Origin of the sequence: Streptomyces niveiscabiei (genome assembly GCF_001419795.1) — a bacterium.
Classification (GTDB): domain Bacteria; phylum Actinomycetota; class Actinomycetes; order Streptomycetales; family Streptomycetaceae; genus Streptomyces; species Streptomyces niveiscabiei.
On sequence record NZ_LIRL01000862.1, the window covers coordinates 1 to 1,084 of the forward strand.

1 protein-coding gene and 1 pseudogene are annotated in these 1,084 nt (G+C 70.8%); both read right to left on the reverse strand.

Features of this window, described 5'->3' with window-relative positions:
* Positions 1 to 232, reverse strand: a pseudogene (locus AOK24_RS49930) (hypothetical protein); the annotation flags it as partial.
* Positions 229 to 918: a (d)CMP kinase gene (gene cmk, locus AOK24_RS35680; RefSeq protein WP_055724121.1), complete on the reverse strand. Its 690-nt coding sequence runs from the start codon at positions 916 to 918 to the stop codon at positions 229 to 231. The pseudogene AOK24_RS49930 and the gene cmk, both read right to left, overlap by 4 nt.
* Positions 919 to 1,084: the final 166 nt, after the last annotated feature.

A 1,084-nucleotide genomic window follows, 5' to 3' on the forward strand; every position in this document is an offset into this window, starting at 1 on the left:
GCCGGGGGCCGGGGGCGGAGGGGCCGACGGACTGAGCGGGCCGGGTGTTTCCGGCGGGCTGCGGGGGCTCGGAGCCTCCGGTCGGCTGGGAATCGTCCCCGGCCTGGGTGGGCTGGGAATCCTCGGTCGGCCTGGGGTCCTCGCCAGCCCGCGTGGGCTGGAGATCCCCGGTCGGCCGGGAGTCCTCGCCGACCCGCGTGGGCTGGGAATCCCCGGAGGGCTGTGTGGTCACTTGCCCGCCCGCTTCTCCTCGACGAGGGTCACGACGCACTCGATGACCTGCGTCAGCGTCAGCTCCGTGGTGTCCACCTCGACCGCGTCGTCCGCCTTGGCGAGCGGCGAGGTCTTGCGGCTGGAATCCGCTGTGTCCCGCTTGATCAGCGCCTCGCGAGTGGCGGCGACGTCGGTGCCCTGACCCAGCTCACCGCTGCGCCGGGCGGCCCTCGCCTCGGCGGACGCGGTGAGGAAGATCTTCAGATCGGCGTCCGGCAGGACGGTCGTCCCGATGTCCCGGCCCTCGACGACGATCCCCTTCTCCGCGCCGGCCGCGATGGACCGCTGCAACTCCGTGATCCGGGCACGCACCTCGGGCACCGCGCTCACGGCACTGACCTTGGAGGTCACATCCTGCGTCCGGATCGGCCCGGCGACATCCACCCCGTCCACATGGATCGTCGGCGCCGCCGGATCGGTCCCCGACACGATCTCCGGCTTCCCGGCGACCGCGGCGACGGCGTCCGCGTCATCGATGTCGATCCCATTGCTCACCATCCACCAGGTGATCGCCCGGTACTGGGCCCCGGTGTCCAGATAGCTAAGCCCGAGCTCCCCGGCCACAGCCTTCGACGTACTCGACTTCCCGGTGCCGGAGGGACCGTCGATAGCAACGATCACAGGCTGAGCGGCGCCGTTTTCCACGGGGGGACACCTTCCTGGTGCATGGTGGTGGGATCCGGGACGACAAGAACGCCCCGCACAAGGTTACTGCGTACACATCACGCCCTACTCCGACGCCCAGAACCACCCCCTCCAGCCACCCCCGTCTCTCCAGCCAGCCCGACGCCCGAGGACAAGGCCCGCACAT